This is a genomic window from Variovorax stachyos (assembly GCF_051400855.1).
Classification (GTDB): domain Bacteria; phylum Pseudomonadota; class Gammaproteobacteria; order Burkholderiales; family Burkholderiaceae_C; genus Variovorax.
The window spans coordinates 229,047-246,189 of sequence record NZ_JBLFFN010000006.1; the positions used below are offsets into that span (position 1 = coordinate 229,047).

Genomic DNA, 17,143 nt, shown 5'->3' on the forward strand with positions numbered 1-17,143 from the left:
GGTTCAGCGCAGCACGTAGCCGCGGCCTTCCATGCAGGCCTTGAAGGCGCGGTCGTAGCCCGCCTTCTGCTGGGTCTGCGCGGCCTGCTGCTGTTGCGCGGCCTGGCGCTCCTTCATGCGACCGCGCACCGCGGCGCCCAGGGCGCCGGCAGCGGCGCCGCCGGCCGGGTCGTGATCGCTGATCGCGGCGATCGCGGCACCGCCGGCTGCGCCGCGGACCGAGGCGCCAGGCGGCATGCCGGAAGCGGACGCAGCGGCGGTTGCGGGCTGGGCCGGATCGAAGCCGGTCTGCTCGCGGGACCAGCCGTAGCACTGGTACTTGTCCTTGTCCTGCTGCTTGGCGCTCTGGCCCTTGGCGGGATAGATCACGGGCGTGGTGCTGCCGGCAGCATGGGCCAGGCACGCGGCAGCGGCGAGGCCGAGCGACAGGGCGAGGGTGGAAAGGGTCTTGGTCATGGCGAGTCTCTCTTTCGGGTGGTTGGGAAAAGGGATCAGAAGCCCGGTTGCAGGCCCAGCGCCAGGCTGGCCGGCCACAGGGCGGAGACCTGGGCGTTTCTGGAGCGGGTGCAGGGCTGCATTCATGGCGCCGCCCTCCGGCGGGGCACGGTGCGGCGCGCGAAGCGGCGGCGGCCGGTCAGGACCTCGCACAGCTCGGCCAGGGACTGGAAGGGGGCGATCCGGCTGCTTTGCACGTCCTCCACCACGCCGGCGAGCGACTCGGCCTCGTGGCGGTAGACCCGGATCAGGTAGCTGCGTATCTCTCTCACGGTGACTCCTTCTTTCGATGGAGTCAGTGTCCGGAGGAGGCCTCTACTTATTGGCTACTTATTCGCGACTCGGGCGGGCCGCTGGCGACGTTCGTGCGCTGAGCGCCCGGGCTTCGGCCAGCCGCAGGGCCAGGTAGAGCTGCTCCGTCCCCGCCGAAGGCGGCAGGTTGAGCGTGACGGACAGGGTCTGCTTCAGCCGGCGGTAGCTGCTCACCGCCTCGGGCAGGCGGTCCAGCCGGTGGTAGCAACGCATCAGGCCCTGGTAGAAGGGCTCGACCACATGGTCGGCATCGAGGCCGCGCAAGTACCAGGCGATCGCCTCCTCGTCGCGCCGCGCGGCTTCGAGCCGGCCGGCATGCTCGGCCACGGCGTGGATGAACTTGCCGCGCAGGCGCTCGCGCATGGCGACCGGCCAGCTCTCGCCCTCTTCCTCCGCCAGGAAGGCGCCGCGGTAAAGCGCCAGGGCCTCGCCCAGGACCGCACCGTCGCCGCCGGGAGCGGCGTGCGCCGCCGCCAGGGCGCGCTCGAAGGTCCAGGCATCGACCCAGACCCGCGCGCGATCGAGCGAGAGCTGTCCGCCCTGCTGGACCACCGCCTCTTCCTCGCCGAGCAGCGCGCGCAGGCGGCGCACCGCGGCGGCCAATGAGCGCGCTGCCGCGTCGCCAGCCTCGACGGGCCAGAAGATGTCGACCAGCACGCCCTCGGGCGCGCTGCCGCCGCGCGCGACGATGGCCTTCAGGAGCGCCAAGGTCTTGCGCGGCGCCTTGCGGCCGAATTCGACCGGGCGGTCCTCGACCAGCAGCTCGAATTCGCCGAGGGTGCGCACGCGAACCGGCCAGGGCCACTGCGCTGGCTCCTGCGCCGGAGCCGCGATGCGCCACCGCCGGATCATCCGGCGCACGAACTCGGTCTCGATGCCGGCCGCCAGCGCCAGGTGCAGCAGCAGCGGCTTGCGCGTGATCGTCCGATGCGCATAGGCCGCGCGCGTGCCGTCGGCGGCAGCCAGCGCGAAGCCTTCGGCCAGCCGCGCCAGGGCGCGCGCGGCATCGCCCTGCACGTGGGCGATGTAGGCCTCCTCCAGCAGCAGCTGGGCCTCCATCGCCTCCAGGTAGCTGCCGCGCGACAACCGGCGTGCGTGCTCGACGATGGCCATCGCGCGGTCGGCCTCGCCGCCGTCGGCCAGGGCGCTCGCGAACAGGACGGGAAACACGGTCTGGAAGTAGGCCGCGGCGACGCGCTTGACGGCTTCGAGACCGCGGTGCGCAAAGGCCAGCCCCGCCCGGGTCTCGCCCTTGAGCTGCGCGAGCATGGTGCAGGCGACGAAGAAGTTCATCTCCGCATCAGGGCTGCCGCGCGCCGGATGGGCCTCCATGCGCGCGATGCGGGCCTGGGCCTCGGCGGCGCGGCGGAAGGTCAGGTCGAGGTAGGCGCGAAACTGCAGCGCGGCGAACTCGGCGTGCGGCAGCCCGTCCTCGCGCGCCAGGTCCTCGGCCCGCTGGAAGCGCATGGCGGCGGCATCGGAGTCCGCCTGCCGCAGGTCGTGGATGGCGCGGAAGACGAACCAGAAGGCGCGATTGAGCGCGCTGGCCGGCAGCGTCTCGACGGCAGGATCCACCTTGGCGATCAGGCGCAGCGCCAGCTCGTGCTCGGCCGCGTTGTGGAAGTAGGTGATCAGGTGCGTGGCGGTCGCCAGGCGCTGGTTCCAGTCGATCGCCGCGTCGTCCACCAGCGCCAGCAGCCGCGGCCCCAGCGTGCGAACGGCCGGATGCCCCGGCCGGCAGAAGGCCAGCGCGGCATGCAGGGCCGAGAGGCTCAGCAGCTCGACGCCGCGGGAGGGAAAGACCGGCTCGCCGGCCATCAACGGCTCCAGGCGATCGACCCAGGGCGTGATCTCGGACCAACCCAGGCGCGCATGCCAGAAGGTCTGCACCACGGCCGCGCCACAGGCGAGCTGGCCCACCCCATCCGCCTGGCCGGCGAAGCGCTGGTAGCACGCCTGCAGGCGCTGCAGGGCCCGATCCGGCGCGGTCGCCATCAGCGCGCGGCCCTCCCAGTAGCCCAGCCAGGGTTCGCGTTCGCGCGCTGCTTCCGGGATGCGGGCGAGCCAGTCGATCAAGGTCTGGCGCCGGCCCTGTTCGAGCAGGCTCTCGGCGTGCGTGACGGCCAACCGCACGCAGGCCTCGTCGTCGCCGGCTTCCTCGAACAGTGGCAACGCTTGCTCCCAGTGGCCCTGGTCCTCGAGCGACTGCGCCGCACGGCGCGCCAGCGAGCGCAGCTCGGCGGCGCTCCAGGCCGTGCGCGCCTGGTGCTGGAGAAAGCTGCGGAACAGCGCGTGGAACTGGAACACGTAGCTCGCGCCCGGCCCCGCGACCCGGCGCCGGTCGGTGAAGAGGTGGCGCTTGTAGTGATGGTCGAGCAGCCGATCCACGCCCTGCAGGCCGGTCAGCCGCTCGGCCAGCGGGACCGTGATCAGCGGCAGGAAGGCCAGCTGCATCAGCGCCTGCCGGTGCTCCGCCGTGGTGCCGTCGAACACACGCTGCGCGAAGTAGCCGAACACATGCTGCAGGGACTCGGCCTCGTCCTCCCCGTGAGCAGTCGCCCGGCGGGGCGTGCGCGCCAGGAGCAGCGTGAGGCCGGCCGCCCAGCCGTGCGAGCGCGCCTGCAGCGCATCGACCTGCGCCTCGTCCAGCACGCCACGCCTGCGAGCAATGGCCCGCGTCTCGGCCGGCGTGAGGCGCAGCGGCTCCCCGTCGACCAGCGCCAGCGCATCGCCGGCGAGCAGCGCTGCATAGGCCGCGGGCGGCTCGGCGCGGCTGAGCACGAAGACGTTGACGCCGGGCGGCGCCTGGGCCATGCCCTCCGCCATGATCGCGTGGAAGCCGGAGGCCTCGGGCACCTCCTGGAAGTTGTCGAGCACCAGCGACGCTTCCGCGCCGAGGCCGGCGAACAGGTCGCGGAAGAAGCGCCGCGCGAAGCCGCGCAGGTCAGGCAGGTACTCCGGGGTCAGCAGCGGCAGCTGCGCGGGTGCGCCGGCCGCCAGGCGCAGGTGATAGATGAAGGAGGCGGGATCGGCATCGGCGGCATCGACCTGGTACCAGATGCCGCCACGCCTGCGTGCCTCCAGATGAGCGGCCAGCAGCGTGGTCTTGCCGGCGCCAGGCTGCGCGCAGAGCCAGACCACAGGACGCCTGGCTGCCTTGTCGAGCAGGCCATGGAGCCGCGTGCGCGGCAGCACGTCGTGCAGGCGCGGCCGCGAGAGCTTGGCGAGGGCCACTGGTTTGCGGGACATGCGCTCCCCCTCATGGCGGATGATACGGCGCAGGCCACTGGACTACGATGCGAGTGGCGCCCGATGCGCCGGGCAGGAGGACGTATGGCAGCAGCAGACGACAGCGGCGCGGCGGACTTGAGCGCCGCCCGAAACGGGTGGTGGAACTGGACCGTGCCGCCCTGGCCGTGGTCATCGGTCGCGCCGCAACGGCTCGACCAGCAGATCAACCCGGGCTGGTCGCTGTTCAACGTCACCTACAACAACTCCTCCGCGCCGGCCATCGAGCGCGATGTGCTGCAGCAGCACAGCTACGGGCGGCAGATCGGGCGGCTGATGGATGCGATCTCGGTCCTGGTCGAGCGCCTCCCGGCCGGCGCGAAGGGCGATCCGCGCATCGAGGACTTCAAGGCGCTGGCGGACGACATCGCGCGCATCAAGAAGAATGCGCGACTGCCGAGGCTGGAGCGCCTGCAGCAGGACATCGAGGCGCTGCGGGAAGAGGACCCGAAGGCCTACGCGCAGCTCAAGGCCAGCTTCGCGCGCTGATGCGCCCTCCTCAGCCCCGCACCGCCGCCACCACCGCCTCGCCCATCTCGCGCGTGCCCACGCGCCGCATGCCGGGCTGGAAGATGTCGCCGGTGCGCAGGCCCTCGGCCAGCACCTTGCGCACCGCCGCCTCGACGCGGTCCGCGTGCCCGGCGAGCCCGAAGGAATAACGCAGCATCATCGCCATCGAGAGGATGGCGGCGAGCGGATTCGCGAGGTCCTTGCCCGCGATATCGGGCGCCGTGCCGTGCACCGGCTCGTACAGCCCCTTGGTGCCGGCAGCCATCGAGGCCGAAGGCAGCATGCCGATCGAGCCCGTCAGCATCGCGGCCGCATCCGAGAGGATGTCGCCGAAGATGTTGCCGGTGACGATCACGTCGAACTGCTTCGGCGCGCGCATCAGCTGCATTGCCGCGGCGTCGACGAAGAGATGGGTGAGCTCGACGTCCGGGTACTCGGCGCCGACGCGCGTCACCACCTCGCGCCACAGCTGCATCACCTCCAGCACGTTGGCCTTGTCCACCGAGCAGAGCCTGCGCCGGCGCGCCCGCGCGGTGCGGAAGGCGACGTGCGCGATGCGCTCCACCTCGGGCTCGGAGTAGCGCATGGTGTTGAAGGCTTCGCGCTCGCCGCGCGCATTGGTGCCGCTGCCGCGCGGCTCGCCGAAGTAGACGTCGCCGGTGAGCTCGCGCAGGATCATCAGGTCCAGGCCCTCGATGACTTCGGGCTTGAGGGTGGAGGCCCCGATCAGCTCGGGAAAGAGGAAGGCCGGCCGGAAGTTGGCGAACAGGCCCAGGTCCTGCCGCAGCCGCAGCAGGCTGGCGCCCGGCCGCATGGCGAAGGGGATGGCCTCGTCGCCGGGCATGCCGGCGGAGCCGAAGAGGATGGCATCCGCGGCGCGCGCAATCGCGAGCGTGGCCGGCGGCAGCGGGTCGCCGGCACTGTCGATGCCGGCTTGGCCGATGGGCGCTTCCACCAGCTCGATGGCCTGGCTGGAACCCAGCGCGGCTTTCAGCACGCGCACGGCCTCGGCGGTGACTTCGGGGCCGATGCCGTCGCCCGGCAACACTGCGATCTTCATGGAGGACAACTCTTTCTTCAGGCAGATGGAACGGTAGGAAGGAACGAGGCGCGCTCGCGCTCGAAGGCCTCGATGCGCCGGGACTGGCCGAGCGTGTAGTCCAGCTCGTCCAGGCCCTCGAGCAGGCAGTGGCGCGCGAAGGGATCGATCTCGAAGGCATCGCAGCCGCCGTCGCTTGCGTGCACGCGCTGCGCGGCCAGGTCGATGCGCAGGCGCGCGCCGCGCTCGCGCTGCAGCAGGGCCAGCAGCGCCTCGACGCGCGGCTCGGGCAGGCGCACCGGCAGCAGGCCGTTCTTCAGCGCGTTGGAAAAGAAGATGTCGCCGAAGCTCGGCGCAATGACGGCGCGGAAGCCACCGTCGACCAGCGCCCACACTGCATGCTCCCGCGAGGAGCCGCAGCCGAAGTTGCGGCCCGCCACGAGGATGCGTGCCTGCGCATAGGCCGGATCGTTGAGCGGAAAGTCCGCGCGCCGTACGCCCTGTGCGTCGTGCCGCACGTCGCGGAACAGGAACTCGCCGAAGTCGGCGGCGCGCGGCTTCTGCAGGTAGAGCGCCGGCACGATCTGGTCGGTGTCGACGTTGATGCGCGGCAGCGGCGCGGCCACGGCATCGAGCTGGGTGAAGGCTTGCATGGCGTGCGTTCTCAGTGCGTCTGCAGCAGTGTGCGCACGTCGGTCAGCCGGCCCGTCACCGCGGCGGCGGCGGCCATGGCCGGGCTCATCAGGTGGGTGCGCGCCCCGGGGCCCTGGCGGCCGACGAAGTTGCGGTTGGAGGTGGAGGCGCAGCGCTGGCCCGGCGCGACCTGGTCACCGTTGGTGCCCAGGCACATCGAGCAGCCCGCGTGCCGCCACTGGAAGCCGGCCGCGCGGAACACCGCGTCCAGGCCCTCTTCCTCGGCCTGCTGCTTGACCAGGCCGGAGCCGGGCACCACCCAGGCCTCGACACCCTCCGCCACGCGGCGGCCGCGCGCCACCGCGGCGGCACTGCGCAGGTCCTCGATGCGGCCGTTGGTGCAGGAGCCGATGAAGACGCGCTGCACGGCGACGTCTTCCAGCCGCTGGCCTGCCGCGAGGCCCATGTAGGCAAGCGCGCCCTGCATCGCCGCGCGCCGGTCGGCATCGGCCGCCTCGGCCGGATCGGGCACGCGGCCCGAGATGGGCAGCACGTCCTCGGGGCTGGTGCCCCAGGTGACCATGGGCGCGATCTCGTCGGCATGCAGCGCGATCTCGCGGTCGAAGGCGGCGTCCTCGTCCCCGGGCAATTGGCGCCAGCGGGCGAGCGCAGCCTCCCAGTCGGCGCCCTTCGGCGCCTGCGGGCGGCCGGCCAGCCAGGCATAGGTGGTGTCGTCGGGCGCGATCATCCCGGCGCGCGCGCCGGCCTCGATGGACATGTTGCACACCGTCATGCGCGCTTCCATCGACAGCGCGCGGATCGCCTTGCCCGCGTACTCGATCACATGGCCGGTCGCGCCGGCGGCGCCGATGCGGCCGATGACGGCCAGGATGATGTCCTTGGCGGTCACGCCCGCACCCAGCCGGCCGTCGACGCTGACGCGCAGCGTGCGCGGCTTGCGCTGCCACAGGGTCTGCGTGGCCAGCACATGCGCCACCTCCGAAGCCCCGATGCCGAAGGCCAGTGCGCCCAATGCGCCATGCGTGGAGGTGTGGCTGTCGCCGCAGACGATCAGCATGCCCGGCAGGCTCAGGCCCTGCTCGGGGCCGACCACGTGCACGATGCCTTGGCGCAGGTCGTCCAGGCCGAAGAAGCGGATGCCGGACGCGGCGCAGTCGTCGGCCAGCGCCTGGGCCATGGCGCGCTTTTCCGGATCGGCGATGCGGCCGAGGTCGCGCGAGGCGGTGGGCACGTAGTGGTCCGGCGTGGCAAAGGCCAGGTCCGGGCGTCGCACCGGCAGGCGGCGCTCGCGCAGCATCTGGAAGGCGGGCGCGGAGCCGTCCTGCACCAGGTGGCGATCGACGTAGAGCAGGCTCTGCCCGTCGTCGCGCTGCATCACGACATGCTGCGACCAGATCTTGTCGAACAGGGTGCGGGGAGCGGGAGAAGCAGGCATCGGCATCAGTCCAGCTTGGCCCCCGACAGGCGCACGATCGATTCGTAGCGCTTGATCTCGGAGACGATGAACTGCCCGAATTCCTCCGGCGTGCCGCCGCCCACCTCGGCGCCGAACTCGGCCATGCGGCGCTTCATGTCGGGCGACTGCAGCACCTCGTTGGCCTGCGCGTTGAGCTTGTCGATGATCGGCCGCGGCGTGCCCGCAGGCGCCATCAGTCCGTACCAGGACGAGGCATAGACGCCGGGCAGCCCGACCTCGTCGAAGGTGGGCACGTCCGGCAGCGCCGGGTTGCGCTTTTTCGAGGCCACGGCCAGGGCGCGCATGCGGCCGCTCGCCACGAAGGGCAGGCAGGTGGTGGTGTCGAGCATCAGCGAGATGTGGCCCGCCGCCAGGTCGGCCTCGGCCGGCGCGGTGCCCTTGTAGGGCACGTGCACGATGTCGATCTTCGCGGCCGACATGAACTGCACCGCCGCCAGGTGCTGCGAGGAGCCGACGCCGCCGGAGCCGTAGTTGAGCTTGCCCGGGTTGGCCTTGGCCGCATCGATCACGTCCTTGACGGTCTTGAAGGGCGAGGAGGCCGGCACCACCAGGATGTTCGGCACGGCCGAGACGTAGACGATGGGCGCGAAGTCCTTGATCGGGTCGAAGCCGAGCTTGTTGTAGAGGTGGACGTTGACCGCGTTCGGGCTGATCGAGCCCATCAGCAGGTTGTAGCCGTCGGGCCTGGCTCGCGCCGCGAGCTCCGTGCCGATGTTGCCGCCCGCGCCGCCGCGGTTGTCGATGACGATGGGCTGGCCCAGCTTCTGCGCCAGCGGCTCGGAGATCATGCGTGCCGTGGTGTCGACGCCGCCGCCGGCGGGCCAGGGCACCATGAGCTTGATGGGCTGGTTGGGGTAGCCGCTGCCCGCGGCCTGCGCGCCCGCCCCGGCGCTTGCGGCGAGCAGCACGGCCATCAGGCAGGCATGCGCTTTCTTCATCGTCATTGCTTTGTCTCCGGTCTTGTAGTGGGGACGATGCTAAGAACGCAGGCGCTTCGCGGCAATCACAATTAAGGCATGAGAGGCATGATCAAAACTCATGCCCAAGGAGCCACGCCACATGCCACGCCGACTGCCTCCCCTCAATGCCCTGCGCGCCTTCGAAGCCGCGGCGCGATGCGGCAACTTCACGCGCGCCGCCCAGGAGCTGTGCGTCACGCAGGGCGCGGTGAGCCGGCACATCGCAACGCTGGAAGGCTGGCTGCAGGTGGCGCTGTTCGAGCGCGGACGCCACGGCATCTCGCTCACCCCGGCCGGCCAGAACTACTTCGGCACGGTGCGTGCGGCGCTGGACCAGATCGAGTACGGCACGCGCCAGCTGCAGGCCAAGCCCGACGAGCGCCGCCTGCGCATCAAGCTGCCGCCGACGTTCGCGATCCGCTGGCTGGTGCCGCGGCTGGCGCGCTTCCACGCGCTGCATCCGCGCATCGACGTGCAGATCACCACCTCGCACGAGCGCGCCGACTTCACCCGCGAGGATGTCGACGTGAGCATCCATTCCGAGCCGGAGGCACCCATGGGCCCGGGCTTCCGTCGCCTGTTCGGAGAGACGCTGGTGCCGGTCTGCGCGCCGGGCCTGCTGGAGCGCGGTCCGCAGCTGCGCGAGCCGGGCGAGCTCGCGGGGCATGTGCTGCTGTGCTCGATGAACCGTCCCAAGGACTGGCCGGCCTGGCTCGCGGCAGCGGGCGCGCCGCAGATCGACGGCAACAGCGGCCTGAAGTTCGAGAACGCCGCGCTGGCCTACCAGGCGGCGGCCGACCAGCTCGGCGTGATGGTCGCGCTCGACGCCTTCGTGCGCGATGACCTGGCCTCGGGCCGGCTGGTGGCGCCCTTCGCGCTGCGGGTGCCGACGGCCGGCGCGTACTACCTGGCTTGGCGCGACCAGGATCCGCGGCCCGAGCGCGTACGCGCGTTCGAGGACTGGATCGTGCAGGAGGCCGAGGCGATGACCCGGGCCGGCAACGGCGCCACCCTCAATCCAGCTTGACCTTCGCCTGCCGGATCACCCGGCCCCACATCGCGCGGTCGGCCTCGATGAAGGCGCTGAACTCGGCCGGCGTGTTGCAGCGCAGTTCGCCACCATAGGAGCGCCACTTGTCGGCGAGCTCCTTCGACTCGCAGGCCTTCTTCATCGCGGCGCTGAGCTTGTCGAGGATGGGCTGGGGCGTGCCCGCGGGCGCGAGCAGGCCCTGCCAGGCGATGGGCGCGTAATCGGGCAGGCCGGCCTCCGCGAAGGTCGGCACATCGGGGAAGCTCGGATGCCGCGCCTTGCCGGTGATGGCCAGCAGCTTGAGCTTGCCCGCGCGGATGTTGCCGGCCGCCGCGGGCAGGCCGTCGAACATCAGCTGCACCTGGCCGCCGAGCAGGTCGGTGTAGGGGCTGTTGCTGTTGTAGGGCACGAGGCTGGTCTTCACGCCGGCCGCGTCGTTGAACCACACGGCCGAGAGGTGCGAATAGCTGCCGATGCCCGCGGTCGCGACGGTCACCGAGTCGGGCTTGGCCTTGAGCTCGGCGATAAGTGCGCGCGCATCCCTGGCCGGCAGCGCCGGCGTGGCGATCAGGCCGGTGTTGAGCACGCCCATCAGGCTGATGGGCGCGAAGTCGCGCTCGGCATTGAAGGGCAGCTTCGCGTAGAGATGCGGCACCACCGACAGCGAACTCGTGGTGCCGATGTACAGCGAGTAGCCGTCCGCCGGCGCCTTGGCGGCCGCCTCGGTTCCGATGATGTTCGACGCGCCCGGGCGGTTCTCGACGAAGAAGGACTGGCCCAGCACCTTGGTGAGCTCGGCCGCGATCTCGCGTGCATTCGCATCGGGTCCGCTGCCGGCCGGGAAGGGGGCAATGATGCGGACCGGCTTGGCCGGGTAGTCCTGCGCGTGGACTGCGAGCGCGGCCAGCGCGAAGGTGGCGCCGGCGAGCAGGCGGGAGGCGAGCGAGGCGGGTGGCTTCATGGATGTCTCCTGATGAGGGTGGGGTCGTCGGCATTTTACGAAAACATCGATCCTTTGTCAAAATACGATAATCTTGTTGTGTTTTAGAGGTCTTCTGTTCCACAATACCTTCATCGTTATCGTCTCGAGATACCCGTCATGAGCCAACAACCGGACGCCGCCCCCCCGACCCTGTCCTTGCAGTTCAGCCACATCGGCTTCTACGTGCGCGACTTGGCGGGCATGGCTCGCTTCTACAAGGAGGCCCTGCGCTTCACCCAGACCGACGCCGGCGACCTGGGCGCGGTGCAGCTCGTATTTCTGAGCCGCGACCCGGCCGAGCACCACCAGATCGTGCTGGCGACGGGCCGGCCGGCCGAGCTGCCCTTCAACCCGATCAACCAGATCTCGTTCCGCGTGCCGGACATCGCGACGCTGCGGCGCTTTCATCGCCGCCTGGTCGAGCATGGCGCGCAGGACGTGCAGCCGGTCACGCACGGCAACGCCATCTCCATCTACTGCCGCGACCCCGAAGGCAACCGGCTCGAGCTCTTCGTCGACACGCCGTGGTACTGCGAGCAGCCATTGCGCCAGCCCATCGACCTGGCCGAATCGGACGAACAGATCCTCGCGCGCGCCGAGGCGATCGCGAAGCGTTTGCCGAAGTTCATGAGCCGCGCCGAATGGCAGGCCCAGGTCGCCCGTCAGATGGAGCAAGACCAGCGTGAATGATTCGACCGTCTTCGACGTCGCAGTCGTCGGCCTCGGTCCCACCGGCGCCACGCTGGCCAACCTGCTGGGCGGAGCGGGCCTGTCGGTGCTGGTGATCGAGAAGGAAGGCGCCATCTACCCGCTGCCGCGCGCGATCCATTTCGACGGCGAGGTGATGCGCGTGTTCCAGAGCATCGGCCTGCGCGAGGCGGTGCTGGCGATCTCGCGGCCCGGCACGCAGGGCATGCACTTCGTCAATGCCGCGGGCGAGACCCTGCTGATCCGCGGCGGCACCGCGGCACTGGGGCCGCACGGCTGCGCCAACAACTACTACTTTCACCAGCCCGAGCTGGAGGCGCTGCTGCGCCGAGGGCTCGAGCGCTTCGACAACGTATCGGTGCTGCTGCGCCATGAGCTCGTCGGCATCGACGAGCACGACGACGCCGCGACGCTCTCGGTGCGCGCCCTCGAGGACGGCCGTGCGCTCGCTTTCAATGCCCGCTATGTCGTCGGCGCCGACGGTGCGCGCTCGCCGGTGCGCGCGCACATGGGCAGCCCGATGCACGACCTCGGCCTGCGCCAGCCCTGGCTGGTGTTCGACGTGATGCTCCGCAAGGACGTGGACCTGCCCGACCACACGGTGCAGCACTGCGACCCCGCCCGGCCCATGACCTACTGCAACGTGACCGGCGCGCGCCGACGCTGGGAGATCATGGTGCTGCCCGAGGACGATCGCGAAGCGCTGCTGGCCCCCGAGACGCTGTGGGGGCTGGTCGGCCGCTGGATCACGCCGGCCGAAGCGACGCTCGAGCGCGCCGCGATCTACACCTTCCACTCGGTCATCGCCGAAGGCTGGCGCCGCGGCCGGCTGATGCTGGCCGGCGATGCCTGCCACCAGACACCGCCCTTCCTCGGCCAGGGCATGTGCGCGGGCATCCGCGATGCGGCCAACCTGGCGTGGAAGCTGGAGGCGGTGCTGCGCGGACATGCATCGCCCGCGCTGCTCGACAGCTACGAGAGCGAACGGGCGCCGCACGTGCGCACGCTGATCGAGCTGGCGGTGCGGCTGGGCAACATCATCCAGACCACCGACCCGCAGGCAGCGGCCGAGCGCGACGCGAAGTTCCGCGCCGGCGAGCCCGAGGTCTTCGAGCTGCCGCCGCAGGCGCTGGGCGCCGGCGCCTTCGACATCCGCCAGGGCGCGCCGGCCGGCCGCCCTTTCCCGCAGCCGCGGCTGGCCGATGGCCGCCTGCTCGACGAGCTGCTGGGCCGGCGCATCGCGGTGATCGGGCGCAACGGCTCGATCGCGGGCGTCTCGCGTGCCACGGCCGAGCGCTGGCAGCGCGCCGCCGCGATCGTGATCGACCGGCCCGATCCCTGCCTCGCGCAGTGGCTGGATGCGCACGAAGCCGACGCGGTCGTGCTGCGGCCCGACCGATATATCGTCGGGGTCGCGCGCACCGCCGGCGAGTTGGATCACCTCACGCAACTGCTGCCGGTCGCGCCATGACTGCAAGACTGATTGCAAGACCGACTGCAAGGACACCGCGTGAGCGAAGAAAAATCCAACTCCAGCCTCGAACGCATGCTCGGCGTGCTCGATCTCTTCGACGACCAGCGCCTCTCGCGCACGGCGGAGGACATCGCGGCCGCGCTGGAGGTCTCGCTGCCCACCGGCTACCGCTACGTGCGCACGCTGCTCGAAGCCGGCCTGCTGCAGCGCGTGGAGAACTCGCACTACACGCTGGGCCCGCGCATCATCCTGCTGGACCACTACATCCGCCGCGCCGACCCGGTGCTGCGCGAGGGCATCCCGGTCATGCGCGAGCTGGTGCAGCAGACCGGCTTCGACTGCGTGACCTCCGGCCTCTTCGGCACGCAGGTGCTCGACACGCATCGCGAGATGGGCAGCATGCCCGCCACCCTGGCCTACGGGCGCGGCCGCCCCCGGCCCCTGTTCCAGGGCGGTGCGCCCAAGGTGCTTCTCGCGACCTTCACGCCGACCCAGCTGCGCAAGGTCTTCGAGGCGCGCCGAGAGGAGGCCGTGCGCTGCGGCCTGCCCGGCGAGTGGAGCGACTTCCGCAAGTACTACGCGGCGATCCGCCGGGCCGGCCACTACCTCTCGGTGGGCGAACTCGAGCCGCAGCTGGCGGCCGTGGCCGCGCCGATCCTCAAGAGCGACGGCAGCGCCTGGGGCGCACTGTCGCTGGTGCTGGAGACCTCGCGCCTGGCGATCGTCGACACGCGCAAGCTGGTCCAGCTGGTAAGCGAAGGCGCCGGGCGCATCGCGGCGCGGCTGGCGTGAAGGCCTGCTCCCCCTTCTTCTTCTTTCTGTCTACACCGGATTCCACTTCATCATGAAACTCATCAGCTACCGCTACCAGGACCAGGACAGCTACGGCGCCGTGCAGGGCGACCGCGTCATCGACCTGCGGGCCGTGTTCGGCACGCGTGCGGCGGACCTCAAGGCGCTGATCGCAGCCGACCTGCTGGCCGGGGCTGCGCAGGCCGCGGCGCAGGCGAAGGAATCGCTGCCGCTGGCCGACGTGCAACTGCTGCCCGTGATCCCGAACCCCGGCAAGATCGTCTGCGTGGGCCTCAACTACGGCGAGCACGTGCGCGAGACCGGCCGCACCGTCACCGAGCAGCCCACGCTCTTCCTGCGCGTGGCCGAGTCGCAGCTTGCGCACGGCGAGGACATCGTGCTGCCGCCCGAATCGAGCAAGCTGGACTACGAAGGCGAGATCGCCATCGTGATCGGCCGCGGCGGGCGCCGCATCCCCGAGGCCGAGGCCTGGCAGCACATCGCCGGCTACGCCTGCTACAACGACGCAACCCTGCGCGACTGGCAGAGCGCCACGCCGCAGTGGACGGCCGGCAAGAACTTCTTCCGCACCGGCGGCTTCGGCCCCTGGCTGGTCACGCGCGACGAGATCGCGGACAACCAGGTGATGACGCTGGTCACGCGCCTCAACGGCCAGGAGATGCAGCGCACCACCACCGACAAGCTGATCCACAGCATCCCGCGCCAGATCGCGCACATCTCGGCCTTTACACCGCTCTCGCCCGGCGACGTGATCGTGACGGGCACCCCGGGCGGCGTCGGCGCCAAGCGCACGCCGCCGGTGTGGATGAAGGCGGGGGATGTGGTGGAGGTGGAGGTCGACGCCATCGGCGTGCTGCGCAACGGCGTGCGGGCGGAGTAGGCCGATCCGATCCGGGATGCGGGCGGAGCGGCCACGCACACCGACTACGCGTGCGCGGTCTGGTCCTGGTCGCGCGGACGCACTTCCCTGGCAATGGTCTTGCCGACGTTCCTGGCAGCCGTCTTGAAGTCATAGGCGGCTTGCAAGTTGACCCACCCCTGGGCGTCAGTCTCGTCGCCACCGAAGTAGCGGGTGACGCGCAGGGCAGTATCGGGAGTCATGCCGCGACGCTCGAGCACGATGTCGTTGATGCGGGAGGCGGGCACGTGCAACGCCTTGGCGAGCGCGTTGACGCTCATGCCCAGGGGCTTCAGATAGTCCTCGCGAAGGACTTCGCCGGGATGGACCGGGCGCATTCCATTCTTGAACATGGCCTCGTACCTTTCGTAAAAGCCGTCTCCCAACGGGCCGCAACACGCGGCAAGGTTTAAAGAAATCTCCGGGCATTCTGCTCTTGCCCGCGAGCGCTCAGTGAGGGTCTTCGATCTTCACTTCGTAGGGACCTGAATCCCCCCACTTGAAGGTCAATCGCCACTGCTGATTGATCCTCACGTGCCATGCATCGTCGTAGAACTTCAGATCGTTGCCGGGTGGCATCTTCATGAAATTCAAGGTTGGTGCTGCTTCCAGCTGCGTCAGCTTCCGGGTCGCGACCTCCTTGATGTTGGCGAATCGAGCGTTCTTGCCCCTGGTGAACAGTTCTTCAGTGTCGGGACAGGAAAGCGACTGGATCGCCACCGCGCGATTATATGGCGCTTACCGGCAAACGGTAAGACATGGACCCTTGAAGTGCGCTTTCCGCAGTGGCGGCGCTTGACGCTCACTGCGCCATCTGCTGCCGCCTCGCCCCGCCCTGCCGCTCCAGCATCCACCCCGGATACTCCGCAGGCAGCGCGCTCACCTTGTCCAGCTGCGCCAGCTCCTCGCCGCTCAGCTTCACCGCAGTCGCCGCGATGTTGTCGTCCAACTGGTCCACGCGCTTCGCGCCGATGATCACGCTGGTGACCACCGGCTGGTGCAGCAGCCAGGCCAGCGCGACCTGGGCGACCGAGACCTGCTTCGCCTCGGCAATGCTGCGCATCGCGTCGATGACGTCCCAGGCGCGGTCGAGCTGCACCGGCGGGAAGTCGAAGGTGGTGCGGCGGCTGCCCTGTTCGGCTTCGCTGTTGCGGCCGTATTTGCCGCTGAGCAGGCCGCCCGCCAGCGGGCTCCAGACCATCAGGCCGACCTGCTCGCTCTGCAGCATCGGCACCAGCTCGCGCTCCAGGTCGCGGCCTGCAATGGTGTAGTAGGCCTGCAGCGACTCGAAGCGCGCCAGGCCCAGGCGCTCGGAGATGCCCTGCGCCTTGGCGATCTGCCAGGCCGCCCAGTTCGACACGCCCACGTAGCGCACCAGGCCCTGCTGCACCAGGCTGTCGAGGGCGCGCAGGGTCTCCTCGATCGGTGTGGCCGGGTCGAAGCCGTGCACCTGGTAGAGGTCGATGTGGTCCAGCTGCAGCCGCTTCAGGCTGGCCTGCACGCTCTCGAGGATGTGATAGCGCGAGAGGCCGCGCGAGTTGGGGCCCTTGGTGCCGGTTTCGCCCAGCACCTTGGTCGCGATCACCACGTTCTCGCGCGGCACCTGCAGATTCCTGAGCGCCTGGCCGGTCATGATCTCCGAACGGCCGTCGGCATACACGTTCGCCGTGTCGATGAAGTTGATGCCGGCATCGAGGGCCCGGCCGACCAGCGCATCCACGTCGCCCTGCTGCAGGTTGCCGATCTGGCTCCATATCCCGCTCTCGCCACCGAAGGTCATGGTGCCGAGGCACAGTTCCGAAACGAAGAGGCCGGTGCGGCCGAATTTCCTGAATCGCATTGAGATGCTCCTTCTGCTGGGCCGAACAGTATCCGCCCCGAAGAGCTTGCGCCGCATGCCGGATCGTGGCGCGAACTTGCCCGATCCTGCAAAGACGAAGAAGCGTTCAGCTTCGGGCCAGCGAGCGGGCAAGGCCCATGAAGTGGGCGAGCGGCGGTGTCGCCTTGCCCGGCACCTTGGCCGCATCGTCGTAGCGCCGCAGCCGCACGGCTTCGGCCGCGAAGGGCTGGCCCAAGAAGCGTTGCGCTTCCTCGTCGGTGTAGACGCCGCCCTGCAGCTCCAGGCTGCGCTTCGATGCGGGCGAGAGCGTGTCCCGGTAGCCGCTCTCGGCCGCGCACAGGTAGCGCTTGGCATCCACGTGCAGGCGGATCGGCTCGAGCACCGCCAGCGCGAACAGGCCGCGCAGGAAGGGCAGCGCGATGTACTGGTGCAGGTCGTCCCGCTGCTGCTGCGCCTGCTCCGCTTCCTCGGCGCGCTCCGGCGCGAGCAGGTGGCCGAGGTCGTGCAGCAGCGCCGCGACGATGGTCTCGGGCGTCTCGCCGGCATCCTCGGCGAGCTCGGCGCACTGCAGCGCATGCGCGAGCTGGCTCACGGCTTCGCGGCCGTACTGGCGCTGGCCCTTGGCCTCGAGCAGGCGGGCGATGTCTTGCACGTTCAGGGCCAT

At 70.2% G+C, this 17,143-nt stretch carries 18 protein-coding genes; 6 read left to right on the plus strand and 12 right to left on the minus strand.

The window, feature by feature from the left end:
- Positions 1-3 precede the first annotated feature (3 nt).
- The 3 genes from ACMGEZ_RS13560 to ACMGEZ_RS13570 form a co-directional block, all read right to left on the minus strand.
- On the minus strand, positions 4-456 hold the full coding sequence (locus ACMGEZ_RS13560) for a hypothetical protein (RefSeq protein ID WP_436822794.1): 453 nt from the start codon (positions 454-456) through the stop codon (positions 4-6).
- A 122-nt stretch (positions 457-578) separates the two neighbouring features.
- Positions 579-767 carry a hypothetical protein gene (locus ACMGEZ_RS13565; protein WP_436822795.1) on the minus strand — a complete coding sequence of 63 codons (189 nt, stop codon included), beginning with the start codon at positions 765-767 and terminating at the stop codon, positions 579-581.
- A 58-nt stretch (positions 768-825) separates the two neighbouring features.
- Positions 826-4,056, minus strand: coding sequence for an AfsR/SARP family transcriptional regulator (locus ACMGEZ_RS13570; protein ID WP_436822796.1), 3,231 nt, complete (start codon positions 4,054-4,056; stop codon positions 826-828).
- Between the two features lie 84 nt (positions 4,057-4,140).
- On the opposite strand from ACMGEZ_RS13570, the gene ACMGEZ_RS13575 reads away from it, so the two are divergent.
- Positions 4,141-4,584, plus strand: coding sequence for a hypothetical protein (locus tag ACMGEZ_RS13575; protein ID WP_436822797.1), 444 nt, complete (start codon positions 4,141-4,143; stop codon positions 4,582-4,584).
- A 10-nt stretch (positions 4,585-4,594) separates the two neighbouring features.
- Here ACMGEZ_RS13575 and leuB read toward each other — a convergent pair whose 3' ends face one another.
- Genes leuB through ACMGEZ_RS13595 form a run of 4 tightly spaced genes read right to left on the minus strand, consistent with a single transcriptional unit; the run spans position 4,595 to position 8,719 of the window.
- Entirely contained in the window at positions 4,595-5,665 is a 1,071-nt protein-coding gene (leuB, locus tag ACMGEZ_RS13580) for a 3-isopropylmalate dehydrogenase (RefSeq protein WP_436822798.1), read from the minus strand.
- Positions 5,666-5,682: 17 nt separating this feature from the next.
- Positions 5,683-6,297, minus strand: a complete 615-nt coding sequence (gene leuD / locus ACMGEZ_RS13585) for a 3-isopropylmalate dehydratase small subunit (RefSeq protein WP_436822799.1) — start codon at positions 6,295-6,297, stop codon at positions 5,683-5,685.
- Between the two features lie 11 nt (positions 6,298-6,308).
- On the minus strand, positions 6,309-7,739 hold the full coding sequence (gene leuC / locus ACMGEZ_RS13590) for a 3-isopropylmalate dehydratase large subunit (RefSeq protein WP_436822800.1): 1,431 nt from the start codon (positions 7,737-7,739) through the stop codon (positions 6,309-6,311).
- The gene (locus tag ACMGEZ_RS13595; protein WP_436822801.1) at positions 7,739-8,719 is read right to left on the minus strand and encodes a Bug family tripartite tricarboxylate transporter substrate binding protein; all 981 of its coding nucleotides are present in this window, start codon (positions 8,717-8,719) and stop codon (positions 7,739-7,741) included. The genes leuC and ACMGEZ_RS13595 overlap by 1 nt, the downstream gene beginning before the upstream one ends.
- A gap of 115 nt (positions 8,720-8,834) precedes the next feature.
- On the opposite strand from ACMGEZ_RS13595, the gene gcvA reads away from it, so the two are divergent.
- Entirely contained in the window at positions 8,835-9,761 is a 927-nt protein-coding gene (gene gcvA / locus ACMGEZ_RS13600) for a transcriptional regulator GcvA (RefSeq protein ID WP_436822802.1), read from the plus strand.
- Here the strand turns inward: gcvA and ACMGEZ_RS13605 are convergent.
- Complete coding sequence (locus ACMGEZ_RS13605) at positions 9,748-10,725, minus strand: Bug family tripartite tricarboxylate transporter substrate binding protein (RefSeq protein ID WP_436822803.1); 978 nt, start codon at positions 10,723-10,725, stop codon at positions 9,748-9,750. The two genes, gcvA and ACMGEZ_RS13605, sit on opposite strands and share 14 nt — an antisense overlap.
- 138 nt (positions 10,726-10,863) lie before the next feature.
- Between ACMGEZ_RS13605 and ACMGEZ_RS13610 the strand changes: the two genes are divergently transcribed.
- Genes ACMGEZ_RS13610 through ACMGEZ_RS13625 form a run of 4 tightly spaced genes read left to right on the plus strand, consistent with a single transcriptional unit; the run spans position 10,864 to position 14,621 of the window.
- On the plus strand, positions 10,864-11,436 hold the full coding sequence (locus ACMGEZ_RS13610; protein ID WP_436822804.1) for a VOC family protein: 573 nt from the start codon (positions 10,864-10,866) through the stop codon (positions 11,434-11,436).
- Positions 11,429-12,925, plus strand: coding sequence for a bifunctional 3-(3-hydroxy-phenyl)propionate/3-hydroxycinnamic acid hydroxylase MhpA (gene mhpA / locus ACMGEZ_RS13615; protein ID WP_436822805.1), 1,497 nt, complete (start codon positions 11,429-11,431; stop codon positions 12,923-12,925). The genes ACMGEZ_RS13610 and mhpA overlap by 8 nt, the downstream gene beginning before the upstream one ends.
- Positions 12,926-12,964: 39 nt before the next feature.
- On the plus strand, positions 12,965-13,720 hold the full coding sequence (locus ACMGEZ_RS13620) for an IclR family transcriptional regulator (RefSeq protein WP_436822806.1): 756 nt from the start codon (positions 12,965-12,967) through the stop codon (positions 13,718-13,720).
- A 52-nt stretch (positions 13,721-13,772) separates the two neighbouring features.
- Positions 13,773-14,621: a fumarylacetoacetate hydrolase family protein gene (locus ACMGEZ_RS13625; RefSeq protein WP_436822807.1), complete on the plus strand. Its 849-nt coding sequence runs from the start codon at positions 13,773-13,775 to the stop codon at positions 14,619-14,621.
- Between the two features lie 44 nt (positions 14,622-14,665).
- On the opposite strand, the gene ACMGEZ_RS13630 is transcribed toward ACMGEZ_RS13625, so the two are convergent.
- From ACMGEZ_RS13630 to ACMGEZ_RS13645, 4 genes are all read right to left on the minus strand, one after another.
- On the minus strand, positions 14,666-14,992 hold the full coding sequence (locus tag ACMGEZ_RS13630) for a HigA family addiction module antitoxin (protein ID WP_436822808.1): 327 nt from the start codon (positions 14,990-14,992) through the stop codon (positions 14,666-14,668).
- A 97-nt stretch (positions 14,993-15,089) separates the two neighbouring features.
- The gene (locus tag ACMGEZ_RS13635; RefSeq protein ID WP_436822809.1) at positions 15,090-15,359 is read right to left on the minus strand and encodes a type II toxin-antitoxin system RelE/ParE family toxin; all 270 of its coding nucleotides are present in this window, start codon (positions 15,357-15,359) and stop codon (positions 15,090-15,092) included.
- A gap of 82 nt (positions 15,360-15,441) precedes the next feature.
- Positions 15,442-16,479 (minus strand): aldo/keto reductase, encoded by a 1,038-nt coding sequence (locus ACMGEZ_RS13640; RefSeq protein ID WP_436822810.1) that lies wholly within the window; start codon positions 16,477-16,479, stop codon positions 15,442-15,444.
- A 106-nt stretch (positions 16,480-16,585) separates the two neighbouring features.
- Positions 16,586-17,143 carry a phosphonate degradation HD-domain oxygenase gene (locus tag ACMGEZ_RS13645; RefSeq protein WP_436822811.1) on the minus strand — a complete coding sequence of 186 codons (558 nt, stop codon included), beginning with the start codon at positions 17,141-17,143 and terminating at the stop codon, positions 16,586-16,588.

What these genes read in the sequence shown, in the direction of transcription:
- ACMGEZ_RS13630 (WP_436822808.1), bottom strand. Translation starts at nt 14,992, where the DNA reads ATGTTCAAGAATGGAATGCGCCCGGTCCATCCCGGCGAAGTCCTTCGC.
- ACMGEZ_RS13605 (WP_436822803.1), bottom strand. Translation starts at nt 10,725, where the DNA reads ATGAAGCCACCCGCCTCGCTCGCCTCCCGCCTGCTCGCCGGCGCCACC.
- gcvA (WP_436822802.1), top strand. Translation starts at nt 8,835, where the DNA reads ATGCCACGCCGACTGCCTCCCCTCAATGCCCTGCGCGCCTTCGAAGCC.
- leuB (WP_436822798.1), bottom strand. Translation starts at nt 5,665, where the DNA reads ATGAAGATCGCAGTGTTGCCGGGCGACGGCATCGGCCCCGAAGTCACC.
- ACMGEZ_RS13610 (WP_436822804.1), top strand. Translation starts at nt 10,864, where the DNA reads ATGAGCCAACAACCGGACGCCGCCCCCCCGACCCTGTCCTTGCAGTTC.
- ACMGEZ_RS13640 (WP_436822810.1), bottom strand. Translation starts at nt 16,479, where the DNA reads ATGCGATTCAGGAAATTCGGCCGCACCGGCCTCTTCGTTTCGGAACTG.
- leuD (WP_436822799.1), bottom strand. Translation starts at nt 6,297, where the DNA reads ATGCAAGCCTTCACCCAGCTCGATGCCGTGGCCGCGCCGCTGCCGCGC.
- leuC (WP_436822800.1), bottom strand. Translation starts at nt 7,739, where the DNA reads ATGCCGATGCCTGCTTCTCCCGCTCCCCGCACCCTGTTCGACAAGATC.
- ACMGEZ_RS13645 (WP_436822811.1), bottom strand. Translation starts at nt 17,143, where the DNA reads ATGGCCCTGAACGTGCAAGACATCGCCCGCCTGCTCGAGGCCAAGGGC.
- ACMGEZ_RS13625 (WP_436822807.1), top strand. Translation starts at nt 13,773, where the DNA reads ATGAAACTCATCAGCTACCGCTACCAGGACCAGGACAGCTACGGCGCC.
- ACMGEZ_RS13560 (WP_436822794.1), bottom strand. Translation starts at nt 456, where the DNA reads ATGACCAAGACCCTTTCCACCCTCGCCCTGTCGCTCGGCCTCGCCGCT.
- ACMGEZ_RS13595 (WP_436822801.1), bottom strand. Translation starts at nt 8,719, where the DNA reads ATGACGATGAAGAAAGCGCATGCCTGCCTGATGGCCGTGCTGCTCGCC.
- ACMGEZ_RS13570 (WP_436822796.1), bottom strand. Translation starts at nt 4,056, where the DNA reads ATGTCCCGCAAACCAGTGGCCCTCGCCAAGCTCTCGCGGCCGCGCCTG.
- ACMGEZ_RS13575 (WP_436822797.1), top strand. Translation starts at nt 4,141, where the DNA reads ATGGCAGCAGCAGACGACAGCGGCGCGGCGGACTTGAGCGCCGCCCGA.